Source organism: Collinsella sp. AM44-11, from assembly GCF_003467145.1.
Lineage (GTDB): Bacteria > Actinomycetota > Coriobacteriia > Coriobacteriales > Coriobacteriaceae > Collinsella.
The window spans coordinates 154954-172348 of the sequence record NZ_QSFE01000001.1; the positions used below are offsets into that span (position 1 = coordinate 154954).

A 17395-nucleotide genomic window follows, 5' to 3' on the forward strand; every position below is an offset into this window, starting at 1 on the left:
ATGAAACCAATCGTCGCCGTCGTCGGACGCCCCAACGTGGGCAAGTCCACGCTCGTTAACCGCCTGGCCCAAACCTCGGACGCCATCGTCCATGAGTCCCGCGGCGTCACGCGCGATCGCTCATACCACACGGCCGATTGGAACGGCCGCGAGTTCACCATTGTCGACACGGGCGGCATCGAGCCGCTCAAGAGCGATGACGTCTTTGCCACGTCCATCCGCGACCAGGCCCTCGCCGCCGCCGAGGAAGCTGCCGTCATCCTGTTTGTGGTCGACGGCCGCACCGGCGTCACCGAGGAGGACGAGTCGGTCGCCCGCATGCTCAAGCGCTGCGACAAGCCGGTCTTTCTACTGGTGAACAAGCTCGACAACCCCGATCGCGAAAACGACAGCATCTGGGAGTTCTATTCGCTCGGCGTCGGTGAGCCCACGCCCCTCTCGGCCCTGCATGGCCACGGCACGGGCGACCTGCTCGACGATATCGTGGCCCTGCTTCCGGAGGAAGAGGACGAGGTCGCCGATGAGTTCCCCGACGCCCTGAACGTCGCCATCATCGGCCGCCCCAATGCCGGCAAGTCGTCGCTGTTCAACCGCATCCTGGGCGCCGATCGCTCTATCGTGTCCAACATTGCCGGCACCACGCGCGACGCCATCGACACCGTCGTGGAGCGCAACGGCAAGCACTACCGCATGGTTGACACCGCGGGTATTCGCAAGAAGAGCACCGTGTACGAGAACATCGAGTACTACTCGATGGTCCGCGGCCTGCGCGCCATCGATCGCGCCGACGTGGCACTGCTCGTCGTCGACGCCTCTGTGGGCGTCACCGAGCAGGACCAGAAGGTCATGGGCTTGGCCATCGAGCGCGGCTGCGCCATCGTGGTGCTGCTCAACAAGTGGGACCTGCTCGACGACGACCGCAAGCGCGAGGCCTGCATGGAGACCGTCGACCGCCGTCTGGGCGTTATGGCTCCCTGGGCCCAGTACCTGCGCATCTCTGCCCTGACCGGCCGCAGCGTCGAGAAGATCTGGGCGATGGTCGACGCCGCCGAGAAGACGCGCTCGCAAAAGATCACCACCTCGCGCCTCAACACCTTCCTCACCGACCTGCGCGAGTTCGGCCACACCGTGGTGGACGGCAAGCGCCGCCTGCGCATGCACTACGTGACTCAGACGGGCATCAACCCGCCGACGTTCACGTTCTTCGTCAACCACAGCGACCTGGTCAACGACACCTACCAGCGCTACGTGGAGAACCGCATGCGCTCGACTTTCGATTTTGCCGGCACGCCCATTCGACTCTTCTTTAGGAAGAAGGAACAAAAGGATGCATAATCCGATTCTGCTGACCGCCATCTGCGCCGTGGTCTCGTTCTTTATCGGGGCGATTCCGTTTGGCCTGATCCTGGGCCGCGTGTTCAACCACACGGACATTCGCAAGGCGGGTTCCGGCAACATCGGCACCACCAACGCGCTGCGCGTGGCCGGCCCCAAGGTGGCCGCGCTCACGCTGCTGCTCGACTGCCTTAAGGGCGCCATCTGCGTCCTTATCGCCCGTCCGCTCATCGCGGGCGTGGGCTATGGCTTCCCCGTAAGCATCATGGCGCCCGGAGCCCCCGGCGACTGGATGCTCGGTGTCATTTGCCTGGCAGCCGTGTGGGGCCATATCTTCTCGCCCTATCTCAACTTCCACGGCGGCAAGGGTATCGCCGTTGGTCTGGGCGTGATCCTTGCCTGGTACTGGCCCATTGGCCTGTCGCTGCTGGGCATGTTTATCGTAGCCGTTGCCATCACCAAGTATGTGTCGGTGGGTTCGCTTGCCGCAGCCATCGGACTTCCTATCGCTGCTTGCGCGGTCTTTCCGTACAGCAGCCTGGACCTCAAGTTCTGCATGGCGATGATCGGCATCACCGTGGTGTGGGCCCATCGCGCGAATATCCAAAAGCTCATGACGGGTAAGGAGTCCAAGCTCTCGTTTACCAAGCGCGTCACCGAGCCCGACGATAAGTAGGAGAGAGTCATGAATGTTGCGCTGATTGGCTCCGGCTCCTGGGGAACCGCCGTCGCCGGTCTTGCCGCCGCGCGAGCCGAGCGCGTGACCATGTGGGCCCACAGCGAGCAGACGGCCGTCGGCATCAATGCCGAGCACCGCAATCCCCGGTATCTGGTGGACTACGAGCTGCCCGGCAACGTTGTCGCCGCCACGGACCTGTCACAGGCGCTCGACGGTGCCGAGGCCATCATCTTTGCCGTGCCCTCCACGCACCTGCGCAGCGTATGCCATCAGGCAGCACCCTTCATCGCCGCCGATACCCCGGTGCTCTGCCTCACCAAAGGTATTGAGCCCGAATCCGGCCTGCTTATGAGCGAGGTCATCGCCAGTGAGATCGGCAACGAGTCGCGTGTCGCGGCGCTCTCGGGCCCAAACCATGCCGAGGAGATCTGCCGCGGCGGGCTTTCTGCCGCCGTCATCGCCAGCAAAGATCCGCAGGTAGGGGAGACCTTTAAGGACCTGCTCCTATCCACGGCCTTCCGCATCTACCTGTCGCAGGACATGACCGGCGTCGAGGTTTGCGGCGCTATGAAAAACGTCATCGCCATCGTGTGCGGCATCTCCGCCGGTAGCGGTGCGGGCGACAACACGCTCGCCCTCATCATGACGCGCGGCCTGGCCGAGATCAGCCGACTGGTGCACGCCCGCGGCGGCCAGGCTATGACCTGCATGGGGCTTGCCGGCATGGGCGACCTCATTGCCACCTGCACCTCCGAGCATTCGCGCAACCGCACCTTTGGCTACGAGTTTGCCCACGGCGTCTCGCTCGACGAGTACCAGGCACGTACGCATATGGTGGTCGAGGGCGCCGTCGCGGCCCGCAGCGTCAGTGAGCTTGCCCGTTCACTGGGTGTAGACATTCCGCTCACCTTTGCTGTGGAGCAAACGCTCTACAACGGTGTTACTTTGGATAGGGCGCTCGAGATTCTTACCGATCGCGTCCCTTCTCAAGAGTTCTACGGACTCACCGACTAGCGCAGAAAGGCTTCTACCATGGGTTCCATCAAAATCGCTCCGTCTGTCCTTTCGGCCGACATGGCCAACCTCAAGGGCGAACTCGACAAGATCGCCGGTGCCGACTACGTGCACTTCGACGTCATGGACGGTCACTTTACCGGCAACCTGACCTTTGGCGTCGATATCCTCAAGGCCATCAAGCGCTCCACCGATGTACCGGTCGACGCGCACCTGATGGTGTCGAACCCCGACGAGACGGTTGATTGGTACGCCGATGCCGGTGCCGACATGATCACCGTGCACTACGAGGCTTCCACACACCTGCACCGCACGCTCACGCATCTGCAGCAGCGCGGCGTCAAGGCCGGCGTGGTGCTCAACCCCGCCACCCCCGTGTGCGTGCTCGAGAGCATCATCGATGTCGTCGATATGGTGCTGCTCATGAGCGTGAATCCCGGCTTTGGCGGCCAGAGCTTTATTCCCGGTACCATTGCCAAACTGCACGAGCTCAAGGCCATGTGCGAGCGTCACGGCGTTTCACCCCTCATCGAGGTCGACGGCGGTATTTCTTCCAAGAACATCGCTGAGGTTGTCAAGGCTGGCGCCAACGTGCTCGTAGCCGGCTCCGCCGTATTTAAGTCCGAAGATCCCGCCGCCGAGGTTGCGCTACTGCAGAAATTGGGCAACGAGGCCGCACAGGAGGCGTAAACCCTTATGACCGCAGGTCAAAACCGCATACCCGTGAATCTTGACTATGCCGCCTCGACGCCCATGCGCGCCGAGGCGCGCCTTGCGCAGCGCGAATATGACGACAGTGAGCTTGCCGGCGTCAACCCCAACTCGCTGCACTCGCTTGGCCGCAAGGCCGCCGCACGGCTGGAAGTCGCCCGTCGCGAGATTGCCCGCAGCTTTGGCGCGCGCGTTCGCCCGTCCGAGATCATCCTGACCAACGGCGGCACCGAGGCCAACCAGCTGGCACTGCTCGGTCTTGCCGAGGGCGCTCGCCAGCGCGATCGCAAGCGCGATCGTGTCATCGTTTCGTCCATCGAGCACGATTCGATTCTGGACAACCTGCCGCTGCTGCGTGCCGCCGGCTTTACCGTCGACCTGGTGCAGCCCTGCCGCGCGGGCTACATTGAGCCTGCCGCGCTTGTCGAGCTGCTCAGCGACGACGTGGCGCTCGTGAGCATTATGGTCGCCAACAACGAGACCGGCGTGGTGCAGCCCATCCGCGAGCTGGCCGCCGCCGCACATGCTGCCGGCGCCTTGTTTCATACCGATGCCATCCAGGGCTACTTGCATATTCCGCTCGATGTCACCGAGCTGGGCGTCGACGCCATGTCCGTTGCCGCACACAAGATTGGCGGTCCCGTGGCGTCCGGTGCGCTCTACCTTAAGAGCCGCACGCCGCTGCGTCCGCGCATCTTTGGCGGCGGACAGGAGGCCGGTCGTCGTGCCGGCACGCAAGACCTGCGCACGCAGCTCGCCTTTGCCGCTGCCGCCTCGTCTCTGACGCCCCATGTGGCTCAGGAGCGCGCGAAGCTGCAAACCCTTTCCGACAAGCTCTACGCCACGCTTACGGCCCACCAGCGCATTCACGCCACCATGGGTGACTACGCGCAAGCCGACCGTCTTCCCGGCATGGTATCGATCTACATTGACGGCATGGACTCCGAGGAACTCATCATCAAGCTCGACGCCGCCGGCTTTGAGGTGTCGGCAGGCTCGGCTTGCTCGAGTGGCAGCATGGACCCGAGCCACGTGCTCAGCGCGATGGGCATCGGCCGCGAACAGGCGCTGGGTGCCTTGCGCATCTCCTTCGATGATCGCGTGAATCCAGGCGATCTGGACGACTTTGCCCAGACGCTGCTCTCGATCGTAGGTGCCGTATGATCGTCGCCGAGCTCGAGCGCGCCCTACTGGCACGCTATCCCAAGACGGACGCCGAGGGCTGGGATCATGTAGGGCTCTCCGTGGGCGACCCTGCCGCCGAGATTACCGGCGTGGCCTGCGCGCTCGATGCGACCGAAGCTAATGTTCGCCGTGCACAAGATGCCGGTGCCAACGTGCTGCTAACGCATCATCCCATCTATATCAAGGCGCCCGAGGCGTTTTGCCCGCCCGGCGCGACGCGCCCCCAATGCAGCGCGGCGCTCTACGAGGCAGCCCGTTGCGGCGTGAGCATTATCTCGCTCCACACCAACCTGGACCGCTCGCACGAGGCACGTATCTGCCTAAGTAGGCTTTTGGACGCCGCGCCCGCAAGCTCGTTGGAGCACGTGGACGACCCCGAGGCCTGCGGACTGGGCGCACTCGCGACCCTCCACGACCCCTGCAGCCTGCGCGACCTTGCCGCACGCGCCGCAGCGGCGTTTGGCAGCGACCCGCGCGTGTGGGGCGAGGCCGATCACCCGTGCCGCACCATCGCAATTTTGGGCGGTTCGCTGGGTGACTTTGGCGAGCTTGCCATCGCCGCCGGTGCGGATGTCATCGTGACGGGCGAGGCGGGCTACCACGTGGCGCAAGACCTTGCCTTGCGCGGGCTGCCGGTGATCTTGCTCGGCCACGACCGCTCCGAGGAGCCGTTCGTTGATATATTGATGAACTCTGCAGTTGACGCCGGGGCCGACCCCCGTCATGCGATTAAAATACTGAACCCTTGCCAATGGTGGACTGTGACAAAAGGAGAGAACTTATGAGCGCCGGCGCTACGCTACTCAAGCTGCAACAGATCGATTTGGAGCTCGCCCGCAACAAGAGCGAACTTGCCAATATGCCGGAGCTCAAGGAGCTCGCTTCCAAGCGCAAGACCTATGTAAAGCTCAAGTCCGAGATGACCAAGCTCTACGCCCAACGCAAGGACCTGGACATTGAGCTCGACGATCTCAACACCACCGAGATTCAGACCAACAACGCCATCGAGGCCGCCAAGAAGCGCCACGTCGACGGCTCTGACTATCGCGAGGTTCAGGACCTGGAGAACGAGCTCGCCACCCTGGCCAAGCGTCTGGACAAGATTGAGCACACCCGCAAGGACGTCGTTGTCGCCCACAAAGAGGCGCTCGACCGCGAGACCCGCGCGCAGGCAATCATCGCCAAGTTCGAAGAGGGCGTGAAGGCCGATACCAAGGCCGCCCGCGCCAAGGCTGCCGACCTGCAGGCTCAGATCGAAGCCGCCACCAAGGAGCGCACCGCGCTGGCCGCTACGCTGCCCACCGACGTGCTCAGCGACTACGAGCGCCTGCTCAAGCAGTTCCGCGGCCTGGCCGTCGAGACCATCAAGGGCAACATCCCCACGGTCTGTCACACCGCGCTGCAGGCATCGTCCATGAGCGACCTCAACCACGACGGCAGTGAGATTACGCACTGCCCGTACTGCCACCGCCTGCTCGTGCTCCCTAGCAAGGAAGCCTAGCGATGACGGCGACATCCAACAATTCAATGCAACTTGAGGGAAAAACGATCCTGCTGGGCATTACCGGCGGGATCGCCGCCTATAAGTCGTGCAATATCGTGCGCCTGCTGCAAAAGCGCGGCGCGCGCGTCAAGGCCGTTATGAGCGAGCATGCCACCGAGTTTGTGGGCCCGCTCACCTTCCGTGCGCTCACCAACGAGCCAGTTGCCGTGGGCCTATTCGACGATCCCTCCGACCCCATCCACCACATTTCGCTGGCGCAGGAGCCCGATCTGGTGGTCGTGGCGCCCGCGACGGCCAATATCATCGCCAAGATGGCCAATGGCATCGCCGATGACCTTATTTCTACCACACTGCTTGCCACGCCGCGACCGATCGTGATCGCACCTGCTATGAACAACGGCATGTGGAAGGCGCCGGCGACGCAGGCCAACATGGCCACGCTGCGCGAGCACGGTGTCCATGTGGTGGGACCCGGCAGCGGCTACCTTGCATGCGGCGACGTGGACACGGGACGCATGAGCGAGCCCGAGGACATCGTCGAGGCTGTCTGCAGGGTGCTCAATCCCGTGCCGCAAGACCTGGCGGGCAAGCGCATCGTGATCACCGCCGGTCCTACGCACGAGCCGATTGACCCCGTGCGCTTCATTGGCAACCGTTCTTCGGGCAAGATGGGCATCGCCCTGGCGGGGGAGGCTGCTCGCCGCGGTGCTGCGGTCACGCTCGTGCTGGGCCCGACATCGCTCGACGTTCCCCGCGGTGTGGAGTGCGTGCGCGTACAGACCGCCGCAGAAATGCTCCAGGCTGCGCTGAGCGCCTTCCAGACGGCCGAGGCGGCAATTTGTGCGGCCGCCGTCGCCGACTATACCCCCGCCACCCCTGCGGACCATAAGCTCAAAAAGTCTAACGAACGCTTGGATCGCATCGAGCTCGTCGAGACGGTCGATATCTTGGCCGAGCTCTCGCGCCAAAAGGGCGAGCGATGCGTGATCGGATTTGCGGCCGAGACCGATAACGTTGTCGAGTACGCCGAGCGCAAATTGACCCGCAAGGGCTGCGATGTAATTATCGCCAACGATGTCTCACGCGCCGATTCGGGCTTTGGAACCGATACCAACAAGGCCTGGATTGTGAGCACAACGGGTACGCAAGAACTTCCCGTTCTAACAAAACCCCAGCTCGCAGATACAATTTTGGACTTGCTTCAAAATTTGTAAAAAAGTTCTTGCACAAGTCTAAAGTTTCGGGTTAATATACTCCCTGTTGCGAGCGAGAGCAGAGCAACAAACAAAAGCTTCGGGACGTGGCGCAGCTTGGTAGCGCACTTGACTGGGGGTCAAGGGGTCGCTGGTTCGAATCCAGTCGTCCCGACCAGAAGTTTGCAGGTCAGGCACCTTGTGCCTGACCTTTTTTGTTTTAAGCAATTGCTTAATTTTGTTTAAGCAACAGGGTGCCAAAAATCTACCTGCGCGATAATCGCCTTTTGCGGCTACTTGCGCGTTTTGCACACGCTTGAGCCGATTTATTAACGCGATATGAATCTACATACGCGTAGCTGGTATGCAGCCGAGTACAGGCTGTATTTATCGCGGCGATTAACACAGATATAGCGACTATAACGGACAAGCGTGTCGCTGTATTTATTCCAGTAGTTCACTTGATCGGTGGACAAGTGGGCTGTTGCAACGAAACGCCAAGCAGGATGGGCTCTATACGAGGACGCCGCAGGGTAATGGCGGGGGAGTGCGGCGGGCGCTCTGAGAGCCGCTGTGTGACCCCATGTCTCCTTAACTCGATAATTTGTGTTTCAAGCCACGAATCGGTCGAGCAATTGCCAAAAGAACGGCCCATGCAGGATTGCACGAGCCTTACATCAGATCAAATTTGAGCTAGAAGCACCAAGCGGGGCAGACGCAACACCATCTCGTCGCGGCCTCGGCGAGCGACATATCGCAGTCGAGGTAGACATCGAGGAAGTCGTCAGATCCCGCACAGGGGGACCGCGATGGTGACCACCGCGCCGCCCGAGGGGCTGTTGGCGAGCGAGACGGAGCCCCCGTGGGCGCTCGCGGCCTCGGAGGCGACATGGAGGCCGAGCCCGTAGTGGCGGCCTCCGTCGCGCGAGGAGCGGGACGAGTCGTCTGTGAAGAGGCGCTCGCAGCCGCGTTCGAGGGCGGCGGGAGAGAAGCCCGGTCCGTCGTCGGCCACCTCGATGACGAGGTGTCCGCCCGCGACGTCGCAGGAGACCGCCACGCGCGAGCGCGCGTGCTCGGCGGCGTTGGCCACGAGGTTCGCGGCGGCTCGCGCCAGGGCGGTTCGGTCGAGCGGGGCCTCGGGCGCGCCCGCGACAGCGGGGCCCGTGGCCGCGTCGAGCGTCACGCCTCGCGCCCGGGCGATCTGGGCGGCCTCGGCGAGGACCTGCTCGCAGAGCTCGGCCGGCCGCATGGGGGCCCTCTCCGCCCCGCCGGACCCGCGCGAGGCCTCGATGAGCAGGCGCACGTAGCCGTCGAGCCTTTCGACACCGCCGGCTATGTCGCGCGCGGCGGCCGAGAGGTCGCTGTCATTCTCGTCTTCCAGCTCCTCCGCCACGAAGTCGGCGTTGGCGCGCAGCACGGTGAGCGGCGTCTTGAGGTCGTGGGCGAGCGACGCCATCTGCTCGCGCTGCCCCCGCTCCGCAGCCCAGCGGGCCTCGAGCGACTCGGCGAGGGAGGCCCGCATGGCGTCCATCGCGGCGAGGACGTCGTTCACCTCGCGCACGTTGGTGCTGCCGACCGCGAAGTCGAGCTCCCCCGCGCCGACGCGCCCCGCCGCCTCCGCGAGCGGCGCCATCTTGCGCGAGATCACGCGGCTCGCACGGCGCGCCACGAGCGCGAGCGCGAGCGCGCTTCCCACAGCGGCGCCGACGAGCATGAGGTTCTGCGGGTTGGGAAGCAGGCTGGCGAGATCGCGCGAGACCCACTGCGGCAGGTACTCGCTGACGAGTGCGCAGGCCCCGCCGCCCTTGAGCGGGAACGCAGCGTAGGTGAGGCCCGAGCCCCCGCCCTCGATCTCCACTGTGCCCGGATCCGCGGCGAGTGCCGTACTGGCCATTTCCGTCGCATCCTCGAGCCGCGTGCCCTCGAGGTCTGTCATCAGCACGTATCCGTCCTTGTTCAGGATGAGGTAGCGGTAGGCCGTCGGCACGTCCTGCTGCCCGCAGACGCCGTCGCGTGCCAGGCCCTCCGCGACCTCGCGCGCATTGGCCGGCCCCCAGCTTGCCTCGTAGACGAAGCCCGCGTTGATCGCCACGGAGAGCACCATGAACGAGGCGAGCCACGCCGTGGCGACCGCCGCGAACGCGTAGGCGAAGTAGCGCGCGATGACGAAGGAGAGCGGCATGCCCCCGCGACCTCGCGCCCCGATCTTCAGAGCTGCCACTTGTACCCCATCCCCCAGACGGTCGCGATCGGATCGGCGCCGGCATCGGAGAGTTTCCTCCGGGCGCGACTGACCTGCATGGATATGGCCGCGTCGTCGGCGTCGCTCTCCCAGCCGAGCACCGCCTCGCGTATCTGCGCGCGGCTCATGACCTGCCCGGGGTGGCGCGCGAGGTACTCGCAGATGGCGTACTCGGTGGGCGTGAGCGGCACGGTCTCGCCACCCACGGCGAGGTCGCGCGCCCCGAGGTCGATCCGCACCTCCCCGAAGGAGAGGGCGTGCGAGCGCGGCCGGCGCTCACGGCGTAGATGGGCCGCGACCTTGGCGCGCAGCTCCGCGGCCCCGAAGGGCTTGCGGACGTAGTCGTCGGCGCCCAGGCCGTAGGCGGCCACGGCATCCTCCTCGGCCACGCGAGCGGTCAGGAAGACGATGGGCCCGTCGAAGTCCGGACGGATCTGCCGCACGAGCTCGAAGCCGTCGAGCCCCGGCATCATGACGTCGCAGAGCACGAGGTCGAAGCGCGAGAGGTCCATCCCCGGGACCGCCGTCGGGTCCGCCGCCCTGACGACCTCATGGCCGTCGCGGCCGAGGACGCGCGCGAGCGCGTCGAGGATCGCCCGTTCATCATCCACTGCCAGTATCCTCGCCATGTTGACCTCCTGAAACTCTCGTCGGAATTGTACTAGCGCCGCGCTCAGCGGTCCAGAGCCCTGCGCGCAGCCGCGGGCGTCAACATGACGATCTCAGGGTTGGGCAGCACGCGGTCGGCGATCGAGCGCAGCGCCGACCCCCAGCCGGCGTCGAGCAGGGCATTCCCGCCCAGAAGGAGCGCTGCGGAGAGGAGGGCGAGCATGGCGGCGAGCGGCCTCCTACGCATCTGCCCTCCCATCCTCGAAGCGGCAGAACCAGGCAAGAAGAACGGCGTCGGCTGCAAGGGTGAGCACGAGGCCAGCGAGCGCAGTCGTGAGGAGTGGGCCCGCCGCGCGTACGGCGTCGATGAAGGCCTCCACCCCGAGCGACCCCAGGCGCGCGGGCCAGGCGAGCGGCACCCAGCTCAGGGGCGTCGCCAGGGCACCGGTGAGCTCGCCGGTCATGAGACCGTGCGCAAGTCCGCCCACTGAGAAGAACGCGAGGAGCACCCCCGCCGCGCCGGCGCCGATGGCGGCGTTGCGGCCGAGGCGCAGGGCCACGCCAAGCCCCAGCGCGTAGAGGGGCAGGCCGCCCAGCACGATGCCCGCCCAGGCGGCCGCAAGCGGAGCGGGCCCGAGCGGCAGGCGCCCGGCGACGGCGAGCACGGCCCCGAACACGCCGAGCGCCACGGCCAGCGCGCCCGCGCCGAGCGCCGCAAGGGCGAGTAGCTTCGCCGCAACGGCGCGCCCGCGCGAGGGGACCGCCGTGAGGTTGGCGAGGCGCCCGGCAGCGCGCTCCTCGTCCACGGCGAGCCCGCAGACGATGGCGGACATGAGCGGCATGAGGGCGCCGAGGAACTGGGCGTAGGCGTCCGCGCCCAGCGCCGGGTCCCATCGGGTTACGGAGAAGTACTCGCCGCAGGCAAGACCGGCTGCCAGGCCGCAGACGAGGTGCACCGCCGCGAGCGGGGAGCGCGCCAGGCGCAGGGCTTCGGAGAGCAGGGCCCGCGAGAGAGTCATGCGTGGCGTCGGGTCGGAGAGTCGTGTCACGGCCATCACCTCTCCTCGGAGCGCGCGAACCAGGCCGCGCCCGCCGCCGTGAGCACGGCGAACGCGAGCGCGCAGACCGCAAGGCCCGCTAGCGTGAGCATGCCGTCTGACGCGAGCGCCCCGCCGAGCGCCATGTCCGCCGCGAGCGGCTCGCCGCTCGGCAGCACGGGGATGAAGCTCGTGGGGATGACCATGCTCGCCGACGGCGGAAAGAGCTGCGGCAGCGGCATCAGCGACCAGGCGAACCCACCCACGAGCTGCGCGGCGAGCGGGCAGAAGATGCCCGCGAGCATGCCGAGCCGCGCCGTGAGGAAGAGCCCTGCGGGGATCATCCACGCCGCAGTCACCGTGTTGACGAGCGCGCAGAGGAGCATCGTGAGCGTGCCCGCGGCCGTGAGGCCCTGCGAGGAGAACGCCGATCCCGCGAGGTAGATGCCGAAGACCACGAGGTTCGAGAGCGTGCAGAGCGCGAGGCACCAGAGCGCCTTGGCCCACCAGGCGCGCCCGAGCGGGAAGCCCAGGCCCAAAAGCCCCCGCATCCGCGTGCGAGCGTCCGCCCGCGCGACGCACGCCACCACGAGCGAAAGAGACACGGGCAGGAAGAGCGCGTACCAGTAGTTCCACGCGCTGAAGATCTGCACGCCCCGGTAGGGCATCGCGCCGAGCAGCGGCATCGGCAGCGCCATGAGCACGGCCAGGCGAACCGGTGCCGCGTGGCGCGACTTCAGGGCCTCGGCGCGCAGGGCCGCGAGCAGGCCGCCTTTCTCACCCGTCATGCCGCCACCTCCCCGCGCGCTCGTCGCCCTTCCCGACAGAAGCTCATGAAGAGTTCCTCGAGGTCCTGCCCGGGCCGAAGCGCATCCTCGTAGGCGAGGCGCCCCCCGCAGATGATGCCGATGGTGTCCGCCATCTGCTGCACCTCGGAGAGGATGTGGCTCGAGACGATCACCGTCGTACCCGCCGCCGCGAAGCCGCGGATCTGGTCGCGCAGCTCCTCGATGCCGATGGGGTCGAGGCCGTTGGTGGGCTCGTCGAGCACGAGCAGGCGTGGCCGGGCTATCAGCGCCAGCGCGAGCCCCAGGCGCTGCCGCATGCCCATCGAGAAGCGCCCGGCGCGCTTCTTCCCGGTGTCCGCGAGGTCCACGGCGGCGAGCACCTCATCTATGCGGCTCTCGGGAAGGCCCAGCAGCGTGGTGCGCACGCGCAGGTTCTCGCGCGCGGTGAGGTTGGGGTAGAGCGGCGCCTCCTCGATGAGGCTGCCGATTGCGTAGAGGTCCTCGCGGCGCCAGGCGTGCCCGGCAAAGAGGATCTCCCCGGCCGTCGGCCGCAGCATCCCGCAGATCATCTTGAGCGTTGTCGACTTGCCGGCGCCGTTGGGGCCGAGCAGCCCGTACACCTCGCCCTCGCGGATATGAAGGCTCACGTCGGCCACGGCGTCCTGCGCCTGGTCGCCGCGGCCGAAGCGCTTGGTGAGCCCGCGCGTCTCGAGCATGTAACCCATGGGTTTATCCTTTCTCTTCCGGGAGCGCGGGCCGAGTCACCGTGCCCGCGCGCCTTACCTTTCGGGTTCACCATCCATGGTGGGGCGCGTTTCTAACGAAACCGTAACGGCCGTTGGGCTCTTTTGGCGCCAGCCCTTCTCGACCCGCACATCATGATTAATTTGCTTAAAGCAACAACTTTCCCGATCGATGTAATCACCGAATCAAAACGTGTACATCACCCTCCAAAACCGACATTTTTCGGCATGTTTGGAGGCTGATGTACACGAATGTGAAATCCACCGCCGCCCAAAAGCGCCTTCCTCATGTCTGGACTCTCTATGCTTACGCTGGATAGACATCGCAGGAACGGGTATAGTAGCGAAAGTTTTGTCGTTAACCAGCGGGGGAGTCCTGTGGGCATCAAAAAGAAGATCAAAAAGGAGCTTATCGGCACTTCCGATTACCCGTCGAATAAGATCTTTACGATCTCCAATTTCATCACCTTTACGCGCCTGATCCTCACCCTGGTATTTCTGTACCTGTTTGTGACGGATAACAACCGCGTCATCGCCATCGTTATCTACGCCGTTGCCGCCTCTACCGACTGGATGGACGGTCAGATCGCCCGCATGACCAAGACGGTCTCGTGGCTCGGCAAGGTCATGGATCCCATCTGCGACCGTGCGCTGCTGTTCACCGGCGTACTTGGGCTGGTGGTCCGCGGAGAGCTGCCTATCTGGGTCTGCGTGCTCATTATTGGCCGCGACATCTATCTGGGCATCGGCACGCTTATCGTGCGTCATTATCACCGTCGCCCCATCGATGTCGTCTTTCCCGGAAAGATTGCCACTGCACTGCTCATGACCGGCTTCTCGCTCATGCTGCTCGGGTTCCCCGTTATTGACGGCCTGCATCTTTTACCTTCAACCCTTACGGCCTTCCCGGGCCTCAACGGAAGCTCGGTGCCCCTCGGCATCTTCTTTGTGTACGGCGGCGTGATCTTCTCCATGCTCACGGCTGTCATCTATTCCATTAAGGGCGGAGTGGCCATTAAACAGGCTCTCGCGCATCCCGAGGACGAGGACATCGACTTTCTGAACCCTGAAATCGAAGACTGATTCGTTGGGGTATGATTACGTACGGTTCATTATTTGCGGCACGTCCGCGATAAGTTAGGGGTTGTCATGGACAACATGGTTAACAATATGCCTCAGAATGATAAGACTGCTGACGCTACCTGCGTATTCCGCGTGCCTTCAAGCGACGTCACCGTTCCCGACCTCATGGCCAACGTGCGCATCACCGCACCCGTTCTGTCCATCGTCAAGGGTCCGCAGACTGGTGCCGCCTTTGAGCTCGAGGACGACGTGACCACCATCGGCCGCGATCCTGCGAACGGCATCTTCCTCAATGACATGACCGTTTCGCGTAGCCACGCGCGCATTATTCGCGAGGGCCTCGGCGCTCGCATTGAGGACCTGGGCTCGCTCAATGGCACCTGGGTCGACGGCGCCATTGTCAACGCGGCCCCGCTGCACGATGGTTCTTCCGTCCAGATCGGTACGTTTACGCTCATCTACCACGAGAGCACGCCGGAGCGCATCGAAACCGGTGAGTAGGGCATGGCCGAACGCAACTATCTGAGTATCGGCCAAGTCGTCAACCTTCTTCGAGGCGCATACCCCGATCTTTCGAACTCAAAAATTAGATTTCTAGAAGATGAGGGGCTCATCACCCCTCATCGTACGCCTAAGGGGTATCGCCAGTACTCCAAGGAAGACGTTGACCGTCTCGAGGTCATCCTGCACCTGCAGAAGACCCGCTACATGCCACTCAACGTCATTAAGCAGCGCTTGGAAAACGCAACGGACCTGTCCACTTTGGCTTACGAGGTGGGTCTTCTGTCCGATGTTCCGCTTAAGACGGAGCCCAAGGAGACCAAGCAAAAGCTGCACCCCATCGAGACGATTCCAGATATGCTCGGTGTTGAGATTTCGTTTATCCGCTCCCTTGCCGAGAACGATCTTATCCGCATCATCAAGAGCCCGCAGAACCGAGAGCTCGTCGATGGCCGAGATTTCCCAATTATCCGTTACTGCTCGGAGCTGTCGCGCTTCCACATTGAGCCGCGCAACCTGCGTCAGTACGTATCGTCGGCAAACCGCGAGTCTTCGATGTTTGAGCAGATTCTCGTGAGCATGCTCGGCATGGATACCTCCGATGACGAGCGCGACGCCAAGCTCGAGCGTGCGTTTAAGAAGCTTCACGACCTGACGGAGGGCGTGCACACCGCGCTGCTCAAAAACCGCGTTTTTGAGTCACTCAACGCCGTGGTCGAGGACGCCGACATCGATGCACTCGATGAGGAAATCGCTCGCTCCGAGTCCACCAAGGCCAAAAACGAAGAAACTGCCGCGCCTGCTTCGCACGAGGATTCTCTCGTAAAGCCGCTCAAGGTCGTCGCCCCTTCGCACTCCGGCACCGTCACCGCGGGCAAATAACCGCTGCTGATATTTCGGCAACTCATTGAAAGGTCATGCAATGTACGACTTCGAATCTCAAATCGTCGACATCCCCGACCATCCCGAGCCCGGAGTCGTCTTTAAAGACATCACGCCGCTCTTTGGCAATCCCGAGGCGCTCAAAGCCATGACCGATGCCCTCGCCGAGCACTTTGCCGGCATGGGGATCACCAAGGTCGTGGGTCCCGAGGCTCGCGGCTTTATGGTTGGCGTACCGGTGGCTGTAGCCCTTGGCGCCGGCTTTGTTCCCGCACGTAAACCGGGCAAGCTGCCGCGCGAGACCGTAAGCCAGAGCTACGAGCTCGAGTACGGCACCGATTCAATTGAGATCCATGCCGACGCTATCAGCTCTAAAGATACCGTGTTGATTCTGGACGACTTGGTCGCGACGGGCGGAACCGTCGAGGCAACAGGTAAACTGGTGCGAGATATGGGCGCAAAGCTTATCGGTTACGGTTGTATACTTGAGCTTGCGTTTCTCAACCCGCGCGAGAAGCTCACGCCGTCTGATGACGATGTGGAGCTCTTTAGCCTGGTGACGGTAGGCTAGCCGTTACCCTTAGTTACTGGAAAGGAAGCTACATGCGCACAGCAAACACGCACAAAAACATGGCACGCTGCGCTGCTACGGCAACCCTCGCTTGTGTTTTGGGCTTGGGCCTCGCGGCTCCTGCCTACGCCGATACCGCATCCGACCTTGCCGCTGCTCGTACGAAACTCGAGCAGATCGGCACCCAAACCCAGCAGATTTACGATGAGCTTGCCACGCAGACGCAGGCGCTCGATCAGACTGCCGGCGAGATCACGCAAAAGCAGCAGGAGATCGCCGATGGTCAGGCCAAGCTCTCGACCTATGTCGCCGGCGAGTACAAAACCGGCGGTCTGAGCCTGCTTCAGGTTTTGACGGGTGTCGATGATCTGAGCGATATGCTCAACCGTCTGTTCTACTACGGCAAAGTTTCCGATAAGCAAGCTCAGACCATTCAAGAGGTCAAGGAGCTTAAGCAGCAGCTCACCGATAAGCAGGCCGAGCAGGAGAAGAACGTCGCCACCACGCAAAAGAAGGTCGACGAGCTTAATGCCCAGCAGGCTGAAGCCCAGAACGTCGTAAACTCCCTGGATTCGCAGCTGCAGGCCGAGCTCGCTGCCGAGGCCGAGGCCAACGCTGCGCTGCAGGCTGGCATTAATGCTAGCACCGCCGAAAAGGCCACGGTGAGCAACGACACCGCCGGTACGACCGAGAACACCATCAATGGCGGCCAGACCAACAATAACAACAACCAGGGCGGCAACACGCCGGCTCCCGCACCGCAGCCTGCCCCCACGCCCGCTCCGGCTCCCACGCCTTCAGCACCGAGTCAGTCTGTTGATGGTGGCTCCGTTGTTTCGCGCGCCTACAGCAAGCTCGGCTATGCGTATTCTTGGGGCGGCATTGGACCGAACAGCTTTGACTGCTCCGGTTTTGTAAGCTATTGCCTCACGGGACGCTACTGCCGTCTGGGCACCACGGTCGACTTCATGGGTTGGACCCGTGTGTCCGATCCGCAACCCGGCGATGTTGTGGTTAACTCCTACCATACCGGCATTTATATCGGTAATGGTCAGATGATCCATGCTTCCGACTACAAAACGGGCGTCATCATCAGCTCCGTTGCCGCCGGCATGAACAACAATTATATTTTCGTTCGCTACTAAGTGGTTTAGCTCAGCAAGCAAAGATGGACCTCGTATCCTTGGGGAGCGAGGTCCATTGTTTTATCTCGAGCGCCCGTTTTGCATGTAAGCAACAATCTAGTTTTGAATACTAGATATGCGCAGCATCTGTCCAAAAGATAGCTATAATTGTTGAGGAACAACTAGAAAGGACC

Annotated in this window: 19 protein-coding genes and 1 tRNA gene; 14 read left to right on the forward strand and 6 right to left on the reverse strand. The window is 63.4% G+C overall.

Features of this window, described 5'->3' with window-relative positions:
- The 9 genes from der to DW943_RS00780 all read left to right on the forward strand — a co-directional run bounded on the left by der (position 1) and on the right by DW943_RS00780 (position 7799).
- Entirely contained in the window at positions 1 to 1335 is a 1335-nt protein-coding gene (gene der / locus DW943_RS00740; protein ID WP_117654759.1) for a ribosome biogenesis GTPase Der, read from the forward strand.
- Positions 1328 to 2011 (forward strand): glycerol-3-phosphate 1-O-acyltransferase PlsY, encoded by a 684-nt coding sequence (gene plsY / locus DW943_RS00745; RefSeq protein ID WP_117861904.1) that lies wholly within the window; start codon positions 1328 to 1330, stop codon positions 2009 to 2011. Before der ends, plsY begins: the two co-directional genes overlap by 8 nt.
- Positions 2012 to 2020: 9 nt before the next feature.
- Complete coding sequence (locus tag DW943_RS00750) at positions 2021 to 3028, forward strand: NAD(P)H-dependent glycerol-3-phosphate dehydrogenase (protein ID WP_117861905.1); 1008 nt, start codon at positions 2021 to 2023, stop codon at positions 3026 to 3028.
- 18 nt (positions 3029 to 3046) lie between these two features.
- Positions 3047 to 3718 carry a ribulose-phosphate 3-epimerase gene (gene rpe, locus DW943_RS00755; RefSeq protein WP_117861906.1) on the forward strand — a complete coding sequence of 224 codons (672 nt, stop codon included), beginning with the start codon at positions 3047 to 3049 and terminating at the stop codon, positions 3716 to 3718.
- Positions 3719 to 3724: 6 nt separating this feature from the next.
- The gene (locus DW943_RS00760) at positions 3725 to 4903 is read left to right on the forward strand and encodes a cysteine desulfurase family protein (protein WP_117861907.1); all 1179 of its coding nucleotides are present in this window, start codon (positions 3725 to 3727) and stop codon (positions 4901 to 4903) included.
- Positions 4900 to 5709: a Nif3-like dinuclear metal center hexameric protein gene (locus DW943_RS00765; RefSeq protein WP_117861908.1), complete on the forward strand. Its 810-nt coding sequence runs from the start codon at positions 4900 to 4902 to the stop codon at positions 5707 to 5709. Before DW943_RS00760 ends, DW943_RS00765 begins: the two co-directional genes overlap by 4 nt.
- On the forward strand, positions 5706 to 6425 hold the full coding sequence (locus DW943_RS00770) for a zinc ribbon domain-containing protein (protein ID WP_117861909.1): 720 nt from the start codon (positions 5706 to 5708) through the stop codon (positions 6423 to 6425). The genes DW943_RS00765 and DW943_RS00770 overlap by 4 nt, the downstream gene beginning before the upstream one ends.
- 2 nt (positions 6426 to 6427) lie before the next feature.
- Positions 6428 to 7642 carry a bifunctional phosphopantothenoylcysteine decarboxylase/phosphopantothenate--cysteine ligase CoaBC gene (coaBC, locus tag DW943_RS00775; RefSeq protein ID WP_233543545.1) on the forward strand — a complete coding sequence of 405 codons (1215 nt, stop codon included), beginning with the start codon at positions 6428 to 6430 and terminating at the stop codon, positions 7640 to 7642.
- Positions 7643 to 7722: 80 nt separating this feature from the next.
- Positions 7723 to 7799 (forward strand) — tRNA-Pro (locus tag DW943_RS00780).
- A gap of 606 nt (positions 7800 to 8405) precedes the next feature.
- On the opposite strand, the gene DW943_RS00785 is transcribed toward DW943_RS00780, so the two are convergent.
- From DW943_RS00785 to DW943_RS00810, 6 genes are read right to left on the reverse strand one after another with little or no spacing between them, the layout of a single operon-like run.
- Positions 8406 to 9842, reverse strand: a complete 1437-nt coding sequence (locus tag DW943_RS00785) for a sensor histidine kinase KdpD (RefSeq protein WP_158566039.1) — start codon at positions 9840 to 9842, stop codon at positions 8406 to 8408.
- On the reverse strand, positions 9830 to 10492 hold the full coding sequence (locus tag DW943_RS00790) for a response regulator transcription factor (RefSeq protein WP_117861911.1): 663 nt from the start codon (positions 10490 to 10492) through the stop codon (positions 9830 to 9832). The genes DW943_RS00785 and DW943_RS00790 overlap by 13 nt, the downstream gene beginning before the upstream one ends.
- Positions 10493 to 10536: 44 nt before the next feature.
- Positions 10537 to 10695, reverse strand: coding sequence for a hypothetical protein (locus DW943_RS10410; protein WP_158566041.1), 159 nt, complete (start codon positions 10693 to 10695; stop codon positions 10537 to 10539).
- A 16-nt stretch (positions 10696 to 10711) separates the two neighbouring features.
- Positions 10712 to 11527 (reverse strand): lantibiotic ABC transporter permease, encoded by an 816-nt coding sequence (locus DW943_RS00800; RefSeq protein ID WP_117861913.1) that lies wholly within the window; start codon positions 11525 to 11527, stop codon positions 10712 to 10714.
- Positions 11527 to 12297, reverse strand: a complete 771-nt coding sequence (locus DW943_RS00805) for a hypothetical protein (RefSeq protein ID WP_117861914.1) — start codon at positions 12295 to 12297, stop codon at positions 11527 to 11529. Before DW943_RS00805 ends, DW943_RS00800 begins: the two co-directional genes overlap by 1 nt.
- On the reverse strand, positions 12294 to 13022 hold the full coding sequence (locus tag DW943_RS00810) for a lantibiotic protection ABC transporter ATP-binding protein (protein WP_055250122.1): 729 nt from the start codon (positions 13020 to 13022) through the stop codon (positions 12294 to 12296). The genes DW943_RS00805 and DW943_RS00810 overlap by 4 nt, the downstream gene beginning before the upstream one ends.
- 396 nt (positions 13023 to 13418) lie before the next feature.
- Between DW943_RS00810 and DW943_RS00815 the strand changes: the two genes are divergently transcribed.
- The 5 genes from DW943_RS00815 to DW943_RS00835 all read left to right on the forward strand — a co-directional run bounded on the left by DW943_RS00815 (position 13419) and on the right by DW943_RS00835 (position 17222).
- Positions 13419 to 14123 carry a CDP-alcohol phosphatidyltransferase family protein gene (locus DW943_RS00815; RefSeq protein WP_089573364.1) on the forward strand — a complete coding sequence of 235 codons (705 nt, stop codon included), beginning with the start codon at positions 13419 to 13421 and terminating at the stop codon, positions 14121 to 14123.
- A 66-nt stretch (positions 14124 to 14189) separates the two neighbouring features.
- Positions 14190 to 14624, forward strand: coding sequence for an FHA domain-containing protein (locus DW943_RS00820; protein WP_006236002.1), 435 nt, complete (start codon positions 14190 to 14192; stop codon positions 14622 to 14624).
- Between the two features lie 3 nt (positions 14625 to 14627).
- Positions 14628 to 15506 carry a MerR family transcriptional regulator gene (locus tag DW943_RS00825; protein ID WP_117861915.1) on the forward strand — a complete coding sequence of 293 codons (879 nt, stop codon included), beginning with the start codon at positions 14628 to 14630 and terminating at the stop codon, positions 15504 to 15506.
- A 40-nt stretch (positions 15507 to 15546) separates the two neighbouring features.
- The gene (locus DW943_RS00830) at positions 15547 to 16077 is read left to right on the forward strand and encodes an adenine phosphoribosyltransferase (protein ID WP_117861916.1); all 531 of its coding nucleotides are present in this window, start codon (positions 15547 to 15549) and stop codon (positions 16075 to 16077) included.
- Between the two features lie 32 nt (positions 16078 to 16109).
- Positions 16110 to 17222, forward strand: coding sequence for an NlpC/P60 family protein (locus DW943_RS00835; protein ID WP_117861917.1), 1113 nt, complete (start codon positions 16110 to 16112; stop codon positions 17220 to 17222).
- Positions 17223 to 17395: the final 173 nt, after the last annotated feature.